General features: G+C 73.6%; 15 protein-coding genes and 1 pseudogene. 9 read left to right on the forward strand and 7 right to left on the reverse strand.

What is annotated here, in order from left to right; all coding sequences use genetic code 11:
• Positions 1 to 232 precede the first annotated feature (232 nt).
• Both HF519_RS24045 and HF519_RS24050 read right to left on the reverse strand, forming a co-directional pair.
• The gene (locus HF519_RS24045; RefSeq protein ID WP_211170500.1) at positions 233 to 1,219 is read right to left on the reverse strand and encodes a putative endonuclease domain-containing protein; all 987 of its coding nucleotides are present in this window, start codon (positions 1,217 to 1,219) and stop codon (positions 233 to 235) included.
• 194 nt (positions 1,220 to 1,413) lie between these two features.
• Entirely contained in the window at positions 1,414 to 2,652 is a 1,239-nt protein-coding gene (locus tag HF519_RS24050) for an amidohydrolase (RefSeq protein ID WP_312860313.1), read from the reverse strand.
• 314 nt (positions 2,653 to 2,966) lie between these two features.
• Between HF519_RS24050 and HF519_RS24055 the strand changes: the two genes are divergently transcribed.
• The 4 genes from HF519_RS24055 to HF519_RS24070 are packed head-to-tail and all read left to right on the forward strand — an operon-like array spanning position 2,967 to position 7,658.
• A complete protein-coding gene (locus tag HF519_RS24055; RefSeq protein WP_169415271.1) occupies positions 2,967 to 4,709 on the forward strand; it encodes a serine/threonine-protein kinase in 1,743 nt (580 codons plus the stop codon).
• Between the two features lie 36 nt (positions 4,710 to 4,745).
• Positions 4,746 to 5,558 carry a purine-nucleoside phosphorylase gene (locus HF519_RS24060; protein ID WP_169415272.1) on the forward strand — a complete coding sequence of 271 codons (813 nt, stop codon included), beginning with the start codon at positions 4,746 to 4,748 and terminating at the stop codon, positions 5,556 to 5,558.
• Positions 5,555 to 7,165, forward strand: a complete 1,611-nt coding sequence (locus HF519_RS24065) for a phospho-sugar mutase (protein WP_169415273.1) — start codon at positions 5,555 to 5,557, stop codon at positions 7,163 to 7,165. Before HF519_RS24060 ends, HF519_RS24065 begins: the two co-directional genes overlap by 4 nt.
• Before the next feature lie 13 nt (positions 7,166 to 7,178).
• A complete protein-coding gene (locus HF519_RS24070; protein ID WP_369009260.1) occupies positions 7,179 to 7,658 on the forward strand; it encodes a flavodoxin family protein in 480 nt (159 codons plus the stop codon).
• On the opposite strand, the gene HF519_RS24075 is transcribed toward HF519_RS24070, so the two are convergent.
• On the reverse strand, positions 7,648 to 8,433 hold the full coding sequence (locus HF519_RS24075) for an SGNH/GDSL hydrolase family protein (RefSeq protein WP_169415275.1): 786 nt from the start codon (positions 8,431 to 8,433) through the stop codon (positions 7,648 to 7,650). The two genes, HF519_RS24070 and HF519_RS24075, sit on opposite strands and share 11 nt — an antisense overlap.
• Before the next feature lie 130 nt (positions 8,434 to 8,563).
• Here HF519_RS24075 and HF519_RS24080 point away from each other — a divergent pair, with 130 nt between their 5' ends.
• The gene (locus HF519_RS24080; protein WP_169415276.1) at positions 8,564 to 9,166 is read left to right on the forward strand and encodes a TetR/AcrR family transcriptional regulator; all 603 of its coding nucleotides are present in this window, start codon (positions 8,564 to 8,566) and stop codon (positions 9,164 to 9,166) included.
• 3 nt (positions 9,167 to 9,169) lie between these two features.
• Here the strand turns inward: HF519_RS24080 and upp are convergent, their stop codons facing one another.
• Genes upp through HF519_RS24095 form a run of 3 tightly spaced genes read right to left on the reverse strand, consistent with a single transcriptional unit; the run spans position 9,170 to position 12,328 of the window.
• The gene (upp, locus tag HF519_RS24085; RefSeq protein ID WP_169415277.1) at positions 9,170 to 9,793 is read right to left on the reverse strand and encodes a uracil phosphoribosyltransferase; all 624 of its coding nucleotides are present in this window, start codon (positions 9,791 to 9,793) and stop codon (positions 9,170 to 9,172) included.
• Between the two features lie 37 nt (positions 9,794 to 9,830).
• Positions 9,831 to 11,411: a metallophosphoesterase family protein gene (locus tag HF519_RS24090; RefSeq protein ID WP_169415278.1), complete on the reverse strand. Its 1,581-nt coding sequence runs from the start codon at positions 11,409 to 11,411 to the stop codon at positions 9,831 to 9,833.
• Positions 11,408 to 12,328 carry a haloalkane dehalogenase gene (locus HF519_RS24095; protein ID WP_169415279.1) on the reverse strand — a complete coding sequence of 307 codons (921 nt, stop codon included), beginning with the start codon at positions 12,326 to 12,328 and terminating at the stop codon, positions 11,408 to 11,410. Before HF519_RS24095 ends, HF519_RS24090 begins: the two co-directional genes overlap by 4 nt.
• A 528-nt stretch (positions 12,329 to 12,856) precedes the next feature.
• Between HF519_RS24095 and HF519_RS24100 the strand changes: the two genes are divergently transcribed.
• The 3 genes and pseudogenes from HF519_RS24100 to HF519_RS24110 all read left to right on the forward strand — a co-directional run bounded on the left by HF519_RS24100 (position 12,857) and on the right by HF519_RS24110 (position 14,805).
• Positions 12,857 to 13,093 (forward strand): hypothetical protein, encoded by a 237-nt coding sequence (locus tag HF519_RS24100; protein WP_141279019.1) that lies wholly within the window; start codon positions 12,857 to 12,859, stop codon positions 13,091 to 13,093.
• A gap of 200 nt (positions 13,094 to 13,293) precedes the next feature.
• Positions 13,294 to 13,494: pseudogene (locus HF519_RS33055) on the forward strand (deoxyribose-phosphate aldolase); the annotation flags it as partial.
• A 39-nt stretch (positions 13,495 to 13,533) separates the two neighbouring features.
• Complete coding sequence (locus HF519_RS24110; RefSeq protein WP_169415282.1) at positions 13,534 to 14,805, forward strand: SatS C-terminal domain-containing protein; 1,272 nt, start codon at positions 13,534 to 13,536, stop codon at positions 14,803 to 14,805.
• Positions 14,806 to 14,832: 27 nt separating this feature from the next.
• Here HF519_RS24110 and HF519_RS24115 read toward each other — a convergent pair whose 3' ends face one another.
• Positions 14,833 to 15,921 (reverse strand): adenosine deaminase, encoded by a 1,089-nt coding sequence (locus HF519_RS24115; protein WP_169415280.1) that lies wholly within the window; start codon positions 15,919 to 15,921, stop codon positions 14,833 to 14,835.
• Between the two features lie 152 nt (positions 15,922 to 16,073).
• On the opposite strand from HF519_RS24115, the gene HF519_RS24120 reads away from it, so the two are divergent.
• The gene (locus tag HF519_RS24120) at positions 16,074 to 17,144 is read left to right on the forward strand and encodes a PA containing protein (RefSeq protein ID WP_169415281.1); all 1,071 of its coding nucleotides are present in this window, start codon (positions 16,074 to 16,076) and stop codon (positions 17,142 to 17,144) included.
• Positions 17,145 to 18,064: the final 920 nt, after the last annotated feature.

Genomic DNA, 18,064 nt, shown 5'->3' on the forward strand with positions numbered 1-18,064 from the left:
CCACCCCTCCCCCGCGAGTCGCGGTAGTCCCGCCCGCGAGTCGGGGTATCTGTGCGCGCGAGTCGGGGTCCCATGCCCGCGAGTCGCTGTATCTGTGCGCGCGAGTCGCGGTGCCCCCGCACGCGAGTCGCGGTGCCCCTGCGCGCGAGTCGCGGTACCCCCGCGCGCGAGTCGCGGTACCCCGCCAGTGGGCCGGGGGATCCGCGCACGGGTCGGCGTCCGCGAGCCGCGGTCAGGACGCGCGAGAATCGCGGTGCCGACGCCGCCTCGTCGTGCCGACGCTCCGCTGCCGCAGATCCCATCCGCGGCTCACGAAGGCCGCATGGAGCTCCAGCTCCACCCGCGCCGGGCTCCGCAGGTCGTCGGCCTCCACGACGAGGACGATCCATCCGCGTTTCCTCAGGTCCCGCACCCGCGCCTCATCGTCTGCCGTGCGCTCGGCATGCGCCGAGTAGCCGTTGTACTCCACCGCGATGCGCAGAGCGGGCCAGGCGAGGTCGACCCGATAGATCTCACGGCCGTCGACGCCCCGGATCGACCAGTTCACTTCGGGTATCGGAAAGCCGAGATCCACGATCACCCAGAGCAGCCAGCTCTCCGCTGGTGATTCGGCCCGACCGGTGGCCAGCCCCAGGAGGTGGCGGGCGAACCGCGTGCCTCTCGGGTCGGGCCGTTCATCGAGCCGCTGCCGGATGCGGGACCGGAAACCGTCCCGGTGCGACGCGTCGATCCGGGCGAGCGCCTGGTCCGCCACCGCGAGCGCGTCTTGCGGCCGGTCCCGGCACAGCATGTCCGTGACCACACGCTCGAGGCCGAGCACAGGCACACCCTGGACGATCTCGCGATCCCGCTCGACGGACCGCCCGTTGTGCACCACCAGTCCCGCTCCCGACCGGAGCCAGTGGCCGTAGGGGACCATCAGGTGGACGGGCAACGGGTCGACGGCGGAGCAGCCGTGGAGGTGCGCCGCGGTGGCGCCGGCGACCACGGCGTCATCGCCGGCGGCCAACACCGCCGACGAGACGACGGTCAGCGGGTCTGCTGTTCGGCCGGGCTCCATGACCACCCCGCCGAATGCGGAGATCAGTTCACCCGATTCGAGTGCGATCCGCACTCGGTACTCACCGAGCGCGGCCACGGCATCACGTCGCAAGCAGGCCCCGTGCAGGCCCAGCGTCGAGAGGAGCATGCGCTCGACGCTGATGCACCGGGCGCTCACGCGGCAGGGGTCGCCGCCGGGCCGTGGACAACCGGTGCGTCTTGTGGGCAACTGCCGGCGTGTCTGAGATCTGCCCGGATAGGGCCTCGGTTGTCTCGCGGAGATCCCGCGACTCGCCTGCGTGCACTCCGCGACTCACGCACGGAATTACCCCGACTCGCGCACGGGGATACCGCGACTCGCGGGGGTGTGGGTCAGGCTGCGAGGGCGGTGAGGGCAGCGTTGACGAGGACCCGCACGCCGACCGGCAGCGCGCGCTCGTCGAGGTCGAAGGTGGGCTGGTGGATGTCGCGCATGGGGCCGTGCCCCGGCCACACCCCGAGCCGTGCCATCGAGCCGGGCACGTGCTCCAGGTACCAGGCGAAGTCCTCGCCACCGCTGGACTGCTCGGTTCCGACCGCGGCGTCCGGCCCGAGGGCAGCCACCACGGCGTCGCGCAGCATGTCCGAGCTGACCTCGTCGTTGACCACCGGCGGCACGCCACGGATGTGGTCGAACACGTATCCCACCCCGGTGGGCGCGAGCAGCGCGGCGACGAGCGTGCGCAGCTTGCCCTCCAGCTCACCCCAGGTGGCATGGTCCGCGGTGCGCAGGGTGCCGCGCAGCACGCCGTGCTGCGGGATCGCGTTCGCCGCCTCGCCGGCCTCGACCGCGCCCCACACCAACACGGTGCCGGACCGGGGGTCGACCTGACGGGTCAGCAGCAGCGGCAGCTGGGTGATCAACAGCCCGATGGCCTGGACCAGGTCGGCGGTCAGGTGCGGGCGCGCGGTGTGCCCGCCGGGGGACGTCAGCCGGATCTCGAGCAGGTCGCACGCCGAGGTGATCGGACCGACCCGGGTGCCCAGCCTGCCGACCTCGAGCCGCGGGTCGCAGTGCAGCGCGAAGATCCGCTCGACGCCCTTCATCGCGCCGTCGGCGACCGCGTCGAGCGCACCGCCGGGCTGAACCTCCTCGGCCGGCTGGAAGAGCAGCCGGACCCGCCCTGGCAGCGACGGCGCCGAGGCCAGCGCGAGCCCGGCACCGAGCACCATCGCGGTGTGCGCGTCGTGCCCACAGGCGTGCATCACGCCGGGCACCGTGGAGGCGAAGGGCAGGCCGGTGTCCTCGGCCAGCGGCAGCGCGTCCATGTCGGCGCGCAGCGCCACGCAGCGATCGCCGTATCCGACGTCGCAGACCAGTCCGGTGCCACCGGGCAGTGTGCGCGGTTCGAGACCGGCGGCCATCAGGCGCCGGGCGACGAGTGCGGTGGAACGGTGCTCGGAGCGGGCGAGCTCCGGTACGGAGTGCAGGGAACGCCGCCAGGTGACCAGGTCGGCCCGATGCAGCCCGAGCCAGGAGTCCAGCCACGACGGGCCGCTGCCCGCGCCGAGGTCCGCGACCACGGGGTCGGCCGACGACGTGAGGTCGGCGTGCGCCTCCAGCAAGGTCACCGGGCACCACCGTTCCGCACGGCCCCGCACGGGGGGTTCGCTGTTCCAACCAGCATCAACCCATGGTGCTCACCCGGACGGCGGTGTACCAACCCCAAAGGGCGTTGTCGCCCTGATCCTCGCCGAGGGGTTGCTCACTTGCTGCAGGCGGGCGGCCGCACGATGACGAACGGTAAGCGCGGTGGGCGACGAGCGGACGTTCTGGCCGCTCGGCGACCTGCGGAGGGTGCGCGATCGCTCACCGAGTGTCCACAACGGCCCTCGGGGCGCGGGGGCTGTCGCACACCGTGACCGGCGGCGGGAACAATGGGTGCGTGTCCACGCCCGAGGAGGCCGAGCAGCGCAGGATCGGCGGCCGCTACCTGCTGTCGGCCCAGCTGGGCAGCGGCGCCATGGGAACGGTGTGGTCCGGCTACGACGAGGTGCTGCAGCGGCGCGTCGCGGTCAAGGAGCTGAAGGTCCCGCCCGGCATCCCGGAGCGGGAGGCGCTCGCCATGCGCGAGCGGATGCTGCGCGAGGCGCGTGCCCTGGGCGGGCTGTCGCACCCCAACGTGATCACGGTCTACGACGTCGTCGACGTCGGCGGTGAGCCGCTCGTCGTGCTGGAGATGCTGCCGTCGCGCAATCTCGCCACGATGATCGCCGAGCAGGGTTCGCTGAACGCCCGGCAGGCCGCGGTCGTCGGTTTCGCGACGGCGGCCGCGCTGCGGGCCGCGCACCGGGCCGGTATCACCCACCGCGACGTGAAGCCGGGCAACGTGCTGGTCGCCGACGACGGCCGCGTCAAGCTCACCGACTTCGGCATCGCCCGCAACGCGGCCGACGCCCCGATGACGACCGCGGGCCTGGTGCTGGGCTCGCCGGCCTACATCGCGCCGGAGGTCGCCGCCGGTCAGGCGGTCACGCCGGCCGCCGACCTCTGGGGTCTGGGGGCGACGCTCTTCGCCGCCATCGAGGGCCGCCCGCCCTACGACGTGCGAGGTGATCCCGTCTCCACGATCACCGAGGTGGTGGACGGCGACGTCCCCCGCCCCCGCGACGCGGGGCCGGTGTCCGAGGTGATCGCGGCGCTGATGGTCAAGGAGCCGGAGCGCCGGATGCCGCTGGAGGAGGTGCGGCAGCGGCTGCGCCCGCTGCTGGCCGATCCGGACGACCCGCTCTATCCCGGCTCCCCCGACGCGCCGACGCTCAGTTCGATGCTCCCGCCACGGCCGTCGCCGGTCGCGCCGCCGCGGCGCGCCGACAACTCCGGTGGGGTGTCGACGTCCGGTCCGCAGCCGAACCCGGTCGCGGCGTCGGCGCCGCCGCGACCGGCCGTGCCGTTGGCCGCCGCACCGGGCCCGCTCCCCGTCCCGCCGGGCACGGCCGGGCCGTCGGGATCGGGCGCGGGCGGACCGACGATCAGCCCTACCGGACCACCGCGAACCGTGGTGCCGCCGGTCTCCGCGATCGGTGGCCGTGCCGCCGCGGGTCCGTCACCGGAGGCCGTGCCGGGGTGGTGGTCCGTGCTGCTGGTGGTGGCGGGTGCCGTGGTCCTGTTGCTGGGTACGGCGGGCGGCTGGGCGGTGACCCGGGCGCTGTCCGGGCAGTCGCCGCTGACCACGGTCACGGTGACGACCGACCGGGCCGAGCTGGTGCGGCACACCGACCCGCTGGGGTTCACCGTCGGCGTCCCCGAGGCCTGGACGCAGTACCGGTACGAGACCGACGGCGGCACTCGGGTGAGCTTCGTGAGCCCGGACGGCACCGAGGAGTTCAGCACCCAACGCTTCGGTTCGGTCGACGAGGTCGCGACGGGGCTGACGGCCACGGGGCTCGGCGTCGACGGTGTCGAGTTCGCCCCCCCGGACCCGAAAGCCGCCATCCGGTCGGGCCAGCAGGAGCTGAGCTACCGGACCGAGGAGGGTTCGCTGCACCGGACGACCTGGTTGCGTGTGGTCCCGGCCGCCGACGGCGTCTGGGCGGTCCGGCTGACCGTGCCCGCCGACCGGTCTGACAGCACGTCGGCGGACCTCTTCACCGCGCTCGCCACGGGTTTCACACCGAACGGTGCGTGATCGTCCGCGACGGTGGGCCGTCGTAGGCTGCGCCGCATGAGCATCCCGCAGGCCCCGTCGTCCGCCGCCGACGTCGCGACGCGGGCGGCGGAGGCGCTGGGCCGGGTGACCGGGGTGGCGACGCACGACATGGCCGTCGTCCTGGGGTCGGGGTGGCGGCCGGCCGCGGACCTGATCGGCCGGCCCACGCACGAGGTCCCGATGGCCGACCTTCCCGGCTTCGTGCCGCCCGAGGCGGCCGGCCACGCGGGGACGATCCGCTCGGTGCCGGTGGGTGAGCAGCGGGTCCTGGTGCTGCTGGGCCGCACGCACCTGTACGAGGGTCACGGTGTCGGCCCGGTGGCGCACGGGGTGCGCACCGCGGCCGCAGCCGGTTGCCGCGCCGTCGTGCTGACCAACGCGGCCGGGGGGATCCGCGACGGGATGTCCGTCGGTGAGCCGGTGCTGATCTCCGACCACCTGAACCTGACCATGACGTCGTCGCTGGTCGGCCCACAGTTCACCGATCTGACCGATCTGTACTCGCCGCGGCTGCGCGCGCTGGCCCGGGAGATCGACCCGTCGCTCACCGAGGGCGTCTACGCCGGGCTGCCGGGCCCGCACTTCGAGACCCCCGCGGAGATCCGGATGTTGCGCGGGATGGGCGCCGACCTGGTCGGGATGTCGACGGTGCTGGAGGCCATCGCCGCGCGCGCCGTGGGTGTCGAGGTGTTCGGGCTGTCGCTGGTCACGAACCTGGCCGCGGGCCTGACCGGGCAGCCGCTGGACCATCAGGAGGTGCTCGCCGCGGGCCGCGCGTCGGCGGCGCGGATGGGTGAGCTGCTGCACGCGCTCATCACGCGGGCATGAGCCTGGCGCCCGCGCTGCGCGACACGGCGCTGCGCTGGATCGCCGACGATCCGGACCCCACGACCCGGGCCGAGCTGCAGCAGGTGCTGGCGCGGGCGATGACCGGCGACGCCGACGCGGTCCGGGATCTCGCCGATCGGATGTCCGGGCCGCTGCGTTTCGGAACCGCCGGGCTGCGTGGACCGGTGCGGGCCGGGCCGGCCGGGATGAACGTGGCGGTCGTGCGCCGGGCGACGGCAGGCCTGGCCGACTGGCTGGCCCACGACGGCGCCCGCGGGACGGTCGTGGTGGGACGCGACGCCCGTCACGGATCAGAGGTGTTCGCCGCGGCCGCCGCCGAGGTGTTCGCCGGCGCCGGGTTCGATGTCCGGGTGCTGTCCGGGGCGCAGCCCACGCCGCTGCTGGCGTTCGCCGTCCGACAGCTCGGCGCCGTCTGCGGGGTGCAGGTCACCGCGTCGCACAACCCGCCCGCGGACAACGGCTACAAGGTCTACCTCGCCGACGGCGCGCAGCTCGCCCCGCCGGCTGACATCGAGATCGAGGCCCGGATCGCCGCCGCGCCCGCCGCGGTGGCGATCCCCACCGCCGCGACGGCCGGCACGGTGGACCTCACCGAGCCCTACCTGGAACGCGTCGCCCGGCTGCCCCGGGGGACGGCCCGCACGCTGCGGATCGCGCTGACCCCGCTGCACGGGGTCGGCGGGGCGACGGCCGTGCACGCGCTGGCCCGGGCCGGGTTCACCGACGTGCACGTCGTCGGCTCCCAGGCGGCGCCGGACCCGCGGTTCCCGACGGTCGCCTTCCCCAATCCCGAGGAGCCGGGCGCGACCGACGCGCTACTCGCGCTGGCTGCCGAGGTGCACGCCGACCTGGCCGTCGCGCTCGACCCGGACGCCGACCGGTGCGCGCTGGGGGTACCGCTGCCCGACGGGACCTGGCGGATGCTCACCGGTGACGAGACCGGAGTGCTGCTGGGCGATCACCTGCTGCGCTCGGGCGGCCGGGCCGATCCGCTGGTCGCCACGACCGTGGTGTCGTCGTCGATGTTGCGCGCGGTGGCCGCGCGGTACGGCGCGCGCTACGCCGAGACGCTCACCGGCTTCAAGTGGATCGTCCGCGGCGGGCCGGGCCTGGTGTACGGCTACGAGGAGGCGCTGGGCTACTGCGTCGACCCGGACACCGTGCGCGACAAGGACGGGATCGCCGCCGCCGTGCTCGCCGCCGACCTGAGCGCCGGGTTGCGCGCGACGGGGGGCGACCTGCTCGGCCGGCTCGACGAGCTCGCCGTCGCGCACGGCGTGCACCGCACCGAGGGCCTGTCGCTGCGGCTCGATCCCGCCGAGCGCGACGCCGTGGTGGACCGGCTGCGGGCGGCCCCACCGCCGGGGTGGGACATCGAGCGGCCGGCCCCGGACGTGCTCGTGCTCCGCGGCGGGGGCCGCCGGGTGGTGATCCGGCCCTCGGGCACCGAGCCCAAGCTCAAGGCGTACCTGGAGGTCGTCGGGCCGGTGCCGGATCCCGCGGCGCTCCCCGCCGCCCGGGCCGCCGCCGAGGAACGGCTCGCTGCGCTGCGCGCCGAGGTCCAGGAACTGCTCGTGAGTGGGTAACGCTGTCCGAACGGTGTTACGCACGAGCGAGAATCGGACCATGGCCCGGTTGCTGATCGTGCACCACACGCCCTCGCCGGCGACGAGCGAGTTGTTCGACGCGGTGCTGCGCGGCGCCTCCGACCCCGAGATCACCGGCGTCGAGGTGGCCCGCCGGGCGGCGCTCGCCGCGACCGCCTCGGACGTGCTCGCCGCGGACGGTCTCGTGCTCGGCACCCCGGCGAACCTCGGCTACATGTCGGGGGCGCTCAAGCACTTCTTCGACCAGGTCTACTACCCGTGCCTGGACGACACCCGCAACCTGCCGTACGGGCTCTACGTGCACGGCAACCTGGGTGTGGAGGGCGCGGTCCGGGCGGTCGAGTCGATCGCCGGCGGGCTCGGCTGGCAGCGGGTCGTGGAACCGGTGCAGATCACCGGTCCCCCGGACAAGGCGGCGCTCGAGGCCTGCTGGGAACTGGGCGCGACCGTCGCGGCCGGGCTCATGGAGTAGACGCCGCGCGCCGGGCCGCCAGGTAGGCCTCGATCTCCCGGTCCCACATCGCCGCGATCTTGCGGTACCCGGAAGCGTTGGCGTGCAGGGAGTCGGTGAAGTCCGACGGGGACAGCAGGTGGGTGGTGTCGACGAAGTCGATCGAGTGGCCGAGCGTGTGGTGCCGGGCCACCACCCGGGGGGTGCGCGCGGCGAGGTCGGCCCGTGCCGCGGATCGGCTGCGCATCGTGGCCCAGACGCCGGCCACGATGACGTGCGTGCGCGGCGCCGCGGTGTAGATCCGGTTCAGCAGGTCGTCGAGCCGGCCGGCGACGACAGCGCCCGACGCCCCCGCGCCGAGGTCGTTGGTGCCGGCGTGCAGCAGGACGACGTCGGGCCGGGTCGCGCGCAGCCACGCGGCGACCCGCGGGGCGAGCATCGCGATCGTCCAGCCGGAGTGGCCCTCGTGGTCACGATCGGCCAGCGACGCCGGGCCGCCCCTCTTCGAGCCCACGAAGTCGACCGCGACGCCGTCGTGTCGGAGCAGTTCGGACAGCGGTCCCCGGTACCCGGCGGTGGCCGGGCTGCCGACGCCCTCGGTGCTCGACGCGCCCAGCGGCATCACCCGCAGCGGCGCGGGCACCGGCGCCCCGGCCGGGAGGGAGGCCACGATGCGCACGCTCGCCGGCGGCTTCGCGGCCGCCTCCGGCGTACTCCGACCGGACGGCAGCGCGCCGACCAGCAGCAGCGTGAAGACCCCGAGCACGACCCGGGACCGCCCGACCCCGATGCGCACCCGCCACCTCCACCTCCGGGCGCGCCGGAGATGCGTCGCCACCACCGGGAGTGTCGCCGGCGCGGCCGCGCCGTTACGGCGATACGAACTCAGGCGATGAACCGAAACGGCGTTGCGCTAGCCTCCGGAGATGCCCCGTCCGAAGGTGCACGACGAGAGCCTGCGGATCCGCCTGCTGGAGGCCGCCGGCCAGACGCTCTCGACGCAGGGACTGGCGGCGCTGAGCCTGCGCCGGCTGGCCGCCGACGTCGGCACGTCGACCACCGCGGTCTACTCCCTGTTCGGCGGCAAGCCCGGGCTGCTCAAGGCGCTGTTCGACGAGGCGTTCCGCCGCCTCGGCACGCACCTCGCGACGGTGACCCCGAGCGACGACCCCGTCGAGGACCTGGTCGCACTCAGCCTGGCCTACCGGGACAGCGCCCTCGCCGACCCGCACTTCTACGACGTGATGTTCACGAGTTCGAAAGCCGACCTGCCGCTCGACGAGGAGTCGCTGGCCGCGGCGGCCGAGACGTTCCAGCCGCTGGTGCGGCTGGTCGAGCGGGCCATCGCCGCCCGGGCGTTGCGCCCGGACGCCGATCCGGCGGCCGTCTCGATGGCGCTGTGGGCGATGGTGCACGGGCTGGTGTCGTTGCAGCTGCGGAACTTCCTGCCGCCCGGCGCCGGTGAGCCGAAGGTCGTGTTCGAGGCCGCGGTCCGGGCCAACGTGGACGGTTGGCGGGCGCGCGGCTGAGAATCAGACCGCCCCGAACTGGCGGTCGCCCGCATCACCCAGTCCCGGGACGATGAACGCCGAGTCGTTCAGCCGCTCGTCGATGCTGGCCGTGATGACCCGTACCGGGAGATCGGCGCCGGCCAGGTGGTCGATGCCCTCGGGCGCGGCGAGCACGCACACCGTCGTGACGTGGGTGGCGCCGCGTTCGGTGAGCAGCCGGATGGTGTGCACCATCGAGCCGCCGGTGGCCAGCATCGGGTCGAGGACGAAGACCGGCCGGTCCCGCAGCGACTCGGGCAGCGACTCCATGTAGGGCACCGGTCGGTGCGTGGCCTCGTCCCGGGCCAGCCCGACAAAGCCCATCTGCGCCTCCGGCATCAGCCCCTGCGCGGCGTCGGCCATGCCCAGGCCCGCACGCAGCACCGGCACCAGCAGCGGCGGGTTCGCGAGGCGGTACCCGATGGTGCGGGCCACCGGCGTGTACAGCGGCGCCGTCGCGACCTCCGCGTCGCGGGTGGCCTCGTAGATCAGCATCACGGTGAGCTCGCGCAACGCGGCGCGGAACGTCGCGTTGTCGGTGCGCGCGTCGCGCAAGGTGCTCAACCGTGCCTTGGCCAGCGGATGATCGACGACACGGACGTCCATGACCGCAGGCTATCGGCCTCGGCGAGCGCCACCCGCGCTACGGCACCGCCCGGCCCGGCGTCTCGCTCGTCCACGACCAGCAGCCGTGCGGGCCGAGCCGGGCCCGGACCCGGTCCTCCAGCACCGGGTCGCGCTCGTGCTCCAGGCAACCCGTCGCCGCCCAGCAGTCGATCACGATCTCCTCGGCGGTGGCGTCGAGCCGCAGGAAGCTCTTGAACATCGGCGGGGTGTCGGAGTCGAACAGCACGGACATGAGGTTGTGTGCGGGGGGCGAGCCGTGGGCGGGAAGCGGGAACACGCGGCGTGCCGCGCGCCGCGCCCGCTCGCTGATCTGCTCGGGCGGGGTTCCGCTGCGCGGCGGGGTGATGCCGATCCGCTCGGCCATCAGCGTCGTGGCGTCCTCCGGGGAGACCCTCAGCCGGCCGCGGCCGAACGCCAGCAGCTTGTCGTAGCGGCGGCTGAAGTGCGCCAGCGAGTCGCCTCGCAGGGGGTAGCAGCGGAAGTCCTCCTCGCGGCAGGCCGGGGCGAGCCGGTCGACGTTGGGGATGTGGTGCGTGGCCGACAGGTACGCCCCGCCGCCACCACTGACGAGGTACTGGAGCATGCGCCCGTCACGCAGATGGACGGGGTAGCGCTGGTAGTTGTGGTCGTCGCCGCCGATCACCGCGACGTAGTGGTGGGCCGGATCGGTGACGATCTCGTTGACGTCGCCGCCGTCGGCGATCGGTGACGATCGCAGCTCTCCGTAGCTGTAGATCGGCTTGCCGGTGAGCAGGATCTTCGGCCGGTCGCTCGACGCCGAGACCGCGCGCAGCCACTCTCCCTGCTCCTGATCGATCTCGCCGCTGATCCCGGTGTCGATCAGGACCAGCCGGACCGGGCCGGCGTCGATCGCGCAGTACGGGCCGGGCTGGACGGCCTGCTGGGAGGGAGCGTCGCGATACCAGCGCATGTCCGCGACGTCCTCCGCGGTCGCCTTCGGCGGGCGACGCCACAGCAGCCGGCGCAGGGCTCGCGCGAGGCCCGTGCCCGGGCCCCGGACGCCGGGGGCGCCGGCGTCGGGCGGTGCATCGCAGAACGCGGTCATGAAGCCGGTCAGCCCGTCGTACCAATCGTGGTTGCCGGGCAGTGCGTAGATCGGGCCGGGGTAGTCGGCGTAGGGGCGGTAGAAGCGGTCTGCGTAGGCACGGACGCCGCCCGCCGGGTAGACCAGGTCGCTGCACAGCACGGCCAGGTCGGTGTCGCCCGCGACCTTCTCCAGCACCGGGACGACTGCGTACTGCGAGGCGTCGCCCTCCCCCGGGTCGCCGAGCACCGCGATCGAGATCCGCTCCCGGCCGGCGAACCGGTCGACCACCCGGGTTCGCAGGTCGATCCCCGGGAACGGCCGGTCGGCACGCTCGTACTCGTCGAGCCGGCGCAGCCAGGCCTGCCGCATCTCGTCGGTCGGGTCGCCGAGCCGGCGCGCCAGCCAGTCGTTGCGGGACGCGAACAACGGCCCCGGGCTCAGCCAGCCGAAGCGCGCCGCGCGGGGTATCAGCCGGGTGAACTCGCCGATGCGCCCGCAGCCCCAGCCGGCGTTGCCCGGGGACCGGCGGGACGGCGCGTGCGGGCTCACCGGAGGCCGGTGACGAAGCGGACGACCTCGGCGGCCAGCGCGGGCCCGGCGTCCTCCTGCAGGAAGTGGCCCGCCCCCGTGATCGTCGGGTGCTCCCGGCCGGCCGCACCCGGCATGGTGCGCGCCAGGACCGGGCCCATCGCCGCGGTGATCGGATCGCCGTCACTGAACGCGCAGAGGAACGGGATGTCCCCTGCCCTCAGTGCCGCCCACGCGGCCCGGTTGGCCTCCGTGGCCGGGTCGTCGGGGCGGGTCGGGACGATCGTGGGCATCGCGCGCGGCCCGGCGGTGAACGACCGGTCGGGGAACGGCGCGTCGTAGGCCGCACGCACCTGCGGGGACAGCGGTGTCCGGCAGCCCGACTGCACGAGCCGGGCGACGTCGAGCGTCCCCGCCTCGCCGGCCTTCTCCACGGCCCGGCGGAACTGCCACCACACCTCGGGCATGTCGTGGTCGCCGGTGGGCAGGCCGGTGTTGGCGGCGAGGACGGCGGCGAACCGGTCCGGGTTCTCGGCGACCAGCCGCAGCCCGATCAAGCCACCCCAGTCCTGGCCGACGAGGGTGACCGCTCGCAGGTCGAGCACGTCGAAGGTCAGCGCCCGGACCCATTCGACATGGCGGGCGTAGGTGTGGTCGGCCAGTTCGGCGGGCTTGTCCGAGCGCCCGAAGCCGACCAGGTCCGGTGCGACGGCCCGCAGCCCCGCGTCGGCGAGGATCGGGATCATCGTCCGGTAGAGGAACGACCAGCTGGGCTCGCCGTGCAGCAGCAGCACCACCGGGCCGTCCGACGGGCCCGCCTCCACCCACGCCATCCGCAGCGTGCCGCCGTCCTGGTCGGGAACGTCGGCGTAGTGCGGGGCCAGGTCGAAGCCGGGCAGGTCGGCGAACCGCTCGCCGGGGGTGCGAAGGGTACGCATGGTCGTGATCCTGACAGCTCCACGGGCCGCGCGGTGCTGTCCCGGCGGAGGGTCAGGCGAAGCGGTGTCGCCCGGGGGCGTGGTCGCCGTGGGGCCGCCCGCGACCACTCGGCGGCCCCGGCCCGGATCGGTGCGGCCCGCTCGGCCGGTCGGGAGCCGGCCGCGCACCCGGACGTTCGACGTCGCCCGCGGGCCGTCGCAGACCACGGCGAGTGATCGACAACTCCGGGCGGGTGCGGCACCGCGGGCTCCCGGACCTGCGCCACCGCACCCCCGGAGATCAACTCCGCGAAGCCCGGGCCGGGCCTGGCCGCGACATCTGGGCCCCACTGCCCGCGGTGATCATCGCCAGTGCACCAGTGTGATCCAGATCCACCGACTGAACCGGTTCATACGCTCTCCGTTCCAGAGCCGATACGACTGGTGATCAATTCCAGAATCACCCTGACCCGAACGGGTGGTATGCCACAAACACTGTCACGCCGGAGGCCTCGCCGACGCTGTACTAGATGACTAGGAGGTGATCCGGTGCCGGAGAACACGACTTCCGACGAGGCGACACTGGTCGCGGCGGCGGAAAAGCTCACGCAGTGCGACGGATACGTCGTGCTGGCCGTCGACCCCCAGACCGGGGAGGTGGACGCCCATGGGCCCTTCGACGGGCTGACGGCGACCATCAAGGCGGACCAGCTGCGGCGCGACTTCGACCGCGGTGGGCTGGAGGACGTCACGGTCGGCGTCGTCCGACTGCACAGCTCGACCTGATCCACCCCGGCAACGGATCCTGCTCACCGCCCGCCGCCTCCCGAACGCGGCGGGCGGTCGGCCGCCCGGGGCCGGATTCGACCCGACGGGCTGCGCTCGCGACTCCCTGGACTCGCGGGCGTGACCGGGCCTGCGAGGGTCCACCGCCGGACGACAGCACCACCGGTCACGGAACCGAGAAGCACCTGCGAGGAGGATCCGTGACCAGCACCGTCCCGGCGCAGCGGCCCGCCGGGCCTCTCGGCGGGCTCACCGATGCGGTCCGCGATCCGACGTCGCTGCGCCGCTTCCTGCAGGGCCTGCCTGGTGTCGACGCGGTGGGGTTGGAGCACCGGGCCGCCACCCTCGCCACCCGCAGCATCAAAGCCGGGGCCAAGCTCCAGGCCATCGACCTGGCCATCCCGTTCGGCCCCCCACCGGCCGCCGTTAGGGTGGCGGCCGTGGCAAGCGACATCGTCCCGATCCGGCTCTCGCTCACCGAGGGCGACCTGGTCACGCTCTGGGCCCCGCGCTGGCGCGAGGACGGCGAGGAGTGGGAGGCCTTCCTCGGCGACGACGAGGCGCTCTACGCGTTCGGCGAGGTCGCCCAGCTCGCGGCGTTCGTGCGCACCGCCCCCGAGCACGACCTCATCGACCATCCGGCGTGGTCGGTGGTCCCCGACCTCACCGTCGCGGAGCTGACCCCCGAGGACACCCAGCACTACGACATCGTCGGGGTGCCCGAGCTGGTCGCCGAGAACGCCGACACCTGGACGATCGGTGAGCTGGCCGAGATCGTCGAGATGGTCCGGTCGCTCGCCGACGTGTGCGACCTCGAGCAGGTCACCGAGATCCTCGACTCCGCCCCCGCCTTCGCCCTGCTCGACCAGGGCACGCTGCCGTTCGTCGGCCGCGAGGGCGGCCGGCTGTGGAACCAGCTCGTGGAGACGGTGGCCGAGCGCTGGGACGACGTGATCGACGCCCTCGACGAGCTGGTCGCGACCCCCGACGTCGACGCGAAGGCGCTCGCCGCGGCGCAGCGGGAGGCCGCGGCGCTGCGGAAGGCCGAGCAGGAGGTTCGCACCCGGGCCGCCGACGCCGACGACGAGGAGATCGAGGCGGAGGCGGCCGAGGAGGCCGTCGCCGCGCAGATCGCCGAGGACGAGGCGGACGCTCCCGCCGGTTTCTGGGAGGAGGTCGGCATCGACCCCATCCGGATCACGACCCGTGACGGCGAGTTCGTCACCCTGCGCTGCTACCTCGACGACAAGCCGGTGTTCCTCGGCTCCCGCGGCCGGATCGACGTGTTCGGCAGCGAGCGCGCCCTGGCCCGTCACCTCGCGGACGCCGGGAAGGACGGGCACGACCTCGTCGCGGCGTCGACCTGGCCCGAGGTCGTCGAGAAGGCGGAGGTCGGCGAGCTGGAAGTCACCGTCGACGAGCTCAACACCTACGTGCTCACCGGCCTCGACGACGACATCGCCGAGGGCACCCTGGTCGTCGACGCGGCCCAGCTGGAGCTGGCCACCGAGCTGCTGCTCGACGTCGGCGAGTGGGCCGGTGACGACGAGCCGCGTCAGGCACTCGCGGAGTCGGAGAGCCTCGGCTGGCTGGTGTCGTTCGTGGTGCGTCCGGATCCGACCCGGCTCGCGCCCAGCCCGCCGTTCGACGCCGAGGCCGCACGCTGGCGCGAGCTGGTCGAGGACCTGACCAACCGGCTCGACGAGCACTGATCACCGACCGGCCCGTCGGGCGAGGGCTCAGAACCCGAGCTCGGCGTACCGCGGCTTGATGACGTCGTTGATCAGCGCGAGGCGCTCGTCGAAGCCGATGAACGCCGACTTCATCGCATTGACCGTGAACCACTGCAGGTCGGCCCAGCCGTAGCCGAAGGTGTCGACCAGCGCCGCCATCTCCGAGGTCATCGAGCACCCCGACATCAACCGGTTGTCGGTGTTCACCGTGACCCGGAAGCGCAGCTTCGTGAGCAGCCCGATCGGGTGCTCGGCCAGCGAGCGGGCCGCGCCCGTGTGCACATTGGACGTCGGGCACATCTCGAGCGGGATGCGGGTGTCGCGGACATAGGCGGCGAGCAGCCCGAGCTTGGCCGAGCCGTCGGCGTCGACGGCGATGTCGTCGACGATCCGCACGCCGTGGCCGAGCCGGTCGGCCCCGCACCACTGGATCGCCTCCCAGATCGACGGCAGCCCGAACGCCTCACCCGCGTGGATCGTGACGTGCGCGTTCTGCTGCCGGACGTACTCGAACGCGTCGAGGTGCCGGGTCGGCGGGAAGCCCTTCTCCGCGCCGGCGATGTCGAAGCCGACCACCCCGACGTCGCGGTACTTCACCGCCAGCTCCGCGATCTCCCGGGAGCGCGCCGCGTGCCGCATCGCGGTCAGCAGGCAGCCGACCCGGATCGGGCGCCCCGTCGCCGCGGCGCGCGCCGCCCCGGCCTGGAAGCCCTCCAGCACCGCCATCACGACCTGGTCGAGGTCCAGGCCCCGCTCGACGTGCAGCTCGGGGGCGAACCGGACCTCGGCGTAGACGACGCCGTCGGCGGCCAGGTCCTCCGCGCACTCGGCCGCCACCCGGGCGAGTGCCTCGGTCGTCTGCATCACGGCGACGGTGTGGCCGAAGGTCTCCAGGTAGCGCTCCAGCGATCCGGAGTGGGCGGCACCGAGGAACCAACCGGCCAGCTCGTCCGGGTCGCGGGTGGGCAGGGCGTCGTAGCCGATGGCGTCGGCCAGCTCGACCACCGTGGCCGGACGGAGGCCACCGTCCAGGTGATCGTGCAGCAGGACCTTCGGCGCGTCGCGAATGGTCTGGACGCTCAGCGGCGCAGGCACGTCCGCCACGCTAGAACACGTTCGCCTTATACCTGAAACAGGCGTTCGGCGCCGCCCGACCGGCCTAATGGTGACGCCCTGTGGGGGGATCACCACGACTCGCTACTCTCTGCACAGCTCCCCCATCCGGCCCAGAGGAAGCAGCCCGTGCCATGAGCGATAACAGCACCCTGTCGTTCGATCGGATGCGCGGCATGTTGATGCGCGCGGCCGAGATCCGCGACAGCGAACAGCAGCAGATCTTCGACTCGCTCGACGAGATCCACGCCCGCCTCACCGCACTGGACGCGCTGGGTGCGATGCGCAAGCGGCTCACCGAACTGCCCGACCGGACCGAGGTCAGCGTGCTGGCCGAGCGCCTCGACGAGACGGTCGCGAAGCTGGACGCCCAGGACGCGGCGCTGGCGTCGCTGACCCGCGCTGTCGAGTCGCTGCCCGACAAGCTCGCGAAGCCCTTCGCTCAGCTCGACGGCCGGCTCGACGGGATGGCCGGGCGGCTCGAGGGTGTGTCCGGCCGGATGGACGGCCTCGACGACCGGCTGGGCGGCCTGCACAAGCGCCTCGACGACCTCGACAACCGGCTCGACCGGCATGAGATGCGCCTCGACGCGATGCCCAACGCGGTCGCGACCCCGATCCGGGAGCGGGTCGACGGCGTCGAGCGGATGGTGCGCGAGCAGCTCGACGGCGCGCTGCGCTCGTTCGACGAGACCGGGGACGGCCTGCGCAACCTGCTCGGCGACACCAGCGTCGGGCTGCACCGGCGGCTGGAGGACCTGGCGTCGCGGCCGGCCGTCGACCCGACCGAGGCACTCGACGCGCTCGCGGAGCGGCTCGAGGCGCTCGCCACCCGCCTGGAGAGCGTCGCGGGCCGGGTGGACGCGGTCGAGGACGGGCTCGCGGGACGACTCGGGTTGCTCGGCGGCTCGCTCGACCAGGGCCTGGGCAAGCTCGACGCCGCCGTGAGCGACCGGCCGGACACCGCTACGGTGACGGCGCTGGTCGCGAAGGCCCACGAAGACTCCGAGCGGCGCAACGCCGGCCAGCTCGACGAGGCGATGGCGACGTTCGCCGAGCTGATCCTCGGCCGCGGCCCGTCGGTGCAGACCCCGCCGCCGCCCCCGCGCCCGACGCAGCGCCGGGCTACCCGGGCCAAGGCGACGGTGAAGTCGTCGAACGGCGCCTCGGCAAGCGACACGGTCACCGACGACCCCGACGACTGACCCCCGACCCGCGCTCCCCGACCCGCGGCCTCCCCACCGCGAGTCGCGGTCTCGCCGCCCGCGAGTCGCGGCAAAACCGTGCGCGAGTCGCGGTCTCGCCGCCCGCGAGTCGCGGTCTCGCTGCCCGCGAGTCGCGGTCTCGCTGCCCGCGAGTCGCGGTAAATCTGTGCGCGAGTCGGGGTGGCCTGCAGCGTGACGCCGGCAAGGTCGGCACGGGTTTCACCCGCTCGATGCTGCAGTCGTTGCAGGAGCGGTTCAGCGGGCTGGGCCGGGAGGACTCCCCGGTACGCGAGCGCGGGGCGCACAGGCCAGCCCCGGCTCCAGGTCGACCCGCACGACCTCGAGAGGTTCTCCGACTCACGATCGCCGTCTCGGCATGGTGGACCGCGATGATCGCGGCCACCGCTTCCCGGACGGCGATCTTCGCTCCGCAAGAGAGTGCACCGCGACGTCCGGCGTGCCACCCTGCTCGGCCGGCCGCCCATGACAGCGGATCGTTCCCCGCACAACGATCACGGGTTGATCGCAGGCTCCGGTCATCGATCACGGCGCCCTGACCGAGATCCCCTGGACGACCCTACGCAGTGATCGCGTGGTCACGAGGAACAGCCCCGACACGCTGTGGACAACTCCGACCAGGGCGGCTGCACCACCGGAGCCGTAGCCGCACATCACGCCCGCACCGCTTCCGCGGTCGGCACCGCTGGGGCCCACCGTGGATGACGCCCGAGGACACGGAGCTACCGCGACCCGCCCACGGCGGCCCCCCGACTCGCGCACGGCGACACCCCGACTCGCGCACGGCGACACCCCGACTCGCGCACGGCGACACCCCGACTCGCGCACGGCGATGCCCCGACTCGCGGGCGGAGAGGGTGCCGGCTCGTGGGTCAGGGGCGGACGGCGTCCAGGAGCAGTGG

Origin of the sequence: Pseudonocardia bannensis (assembly GCF_012911875.1) — a bacterium.
In the GTDB taxonomy this organism is placed as follows: domain Bacteria; phylum Actinomycetota; class Actinomycetes; order Mycobacteriales; family Pseudonocardiaceae; genus Pseudonocardia; species Pseudonocardia bannensis.

Bases quoted from the DNA above. Each gene is read 5' to 3' on its own strand.
- HF519_RS24060 (WP_169415272.1), top strand. From the start codon at position 4,746: ATGAGCATCCCGCAGGCCCCGTCGTCCGCCGCCGACGTCGCGACGCGG.
- HF519_RS24065 (WP_169415273.1), top strand. From the start codon at position 5,555: ATGAGCCTGGCGCCCGCGCTGCGCGACACGGCGCTGCGCTGGATCGCC.
- HF519_RS24080 (WP_169415276.1), top strand. From the start codon at position 8,564: ATGCCCCGTCCGAAGGTGCACGACGAGAGCCTGCGGATCCGCCTGCTG.
- upp (WP_169415277.1), bottom strand. From the start codon at position 9,793: ATGGACGTCCGTGTCGTCGATCATCCGCTGGCCAAGGCACGGTTGAGC.
- HF519_RS24095 (WP_169415279.1), bottom strand. From the start codon at position 12,328: ATGCGTACCCTTCGCACCCCCGGCGAGCGGTTCGCCGACCTGCCCGGC.
- HF519_RS24120 (WP_169415281.1), top strand. From the start codon at position 16,074: ATGAGCGATAACAGCACCCTGTCGTTCGATCGGATGCGCGGCATGTTG.